The following is a 1,109-nucleotide window of genomic DNA, read 5'->3' on the forward strand; positions in this document are numbered from 1 at the left end:
GGCGGCGTGAGCTGCAGCGTGGTTATGGTCAGGAAGCCCAGTGCATTTTGACCATGCCGCTGCTTGAGGGGCTGGATGGCGTGAAGAAGATGTCCAAGTCCTTGGGCAACTACGTCGGTATCCAGGAAGCGCCGGGTGTGATGTACAGCAAGCTGGTTTCCATTCCGGATGTGCTGATGTGGCGTTACTTCGAGTTGCTCAGCTTCCGTTCAATGGATGAGATCAATGCGTTCCGCGCTGATGTAGAGGCGGGTGCCAATCCGCGCGATATCAAGATCAAGCTGGCTGAAGAGATCGTTGCACGTTTCCATGGTGAGGAGGCTGCGGCCAGTGCTCATCGTGCTGCCGGTAACCGTATGAAGGATGGCGAGCTGCCGGAAGATCTGCCGGAAATCGAATTGACTGCTACCGAGGATATGCCGATCGCTGCTGTCCTTAATAAGGCGGGGTTGGTCAAGAACTCTGCGGTGGCTCGAGATCTCCTGGGTTCCGGTGGTGTGCGTATAGATGGTGAGGTTGTCGATCGCACCTTTATATATGCACTGGGTGCGACCCATGTTTGTCAGGCCGGGAAGAAGGCATTTGCGCGTATTACGCTCAAATCCGAATAAGGCTGAAATAAAGGGTTGACGGCAGATTCTGGAAGCCTATAATTCGCCCCACTTCCGGCGCAGTCGAAACGGAAAACTCCTTGGTAAACAACGAGTTACGCAGTTTTCGGCAGCAGGTTGCTTCAGGTCATCGAAGCCAAAAGGGGGTTGAAAAAGAGGTGTTGACAGCAGCGTGTAACGCTGTAGAATTCGCCTCCCGCTGACGAGAGATCTGAAGCGCAAGTGGTTGAAGTTGAAAAGGAAACTTGGAAAACTTCAGAAAATAATCACTTGACAGCAAATGAGGCTGCTGTASAATGCGCGCCTCGGTTGAGACGAAAGCTCTTRACCAACCGCTCTTTAACAACTGAATCAAGCAATTCGTGTGGGTGCTTGTGGAGTCAGACTGCTAGTCAACAGATTATCAGCATCACAAGTTACTCCGCGAGAAATCAAAGATGTAACCAACGATTGCTGAGCCAAGTTTAGGGTTTTCTCAAAACCCAAAGATGTTTGAAC

At 51.3% G+C, this 1,109-nt stretch carries 1 protein-coding gene; it reads left to right on the plus strand.

What is annotated here, in order from left to right:
- Positions 1 to 611, plus strand: a 611-nt coding sequence (gene tyrS, locus ACXRVY_RS30840) for a tyrosine--tRNA ligase (protein ID WP_458239185.1), incomplete at its 5' end; no start/stop codon positions are given.
- Positions 612 to 1,109 lie beyond the last annotated feature (498 nt).

Source organism: Pseudomonas sp. P5_A2_2 (genome assembly GCF_054177685.1).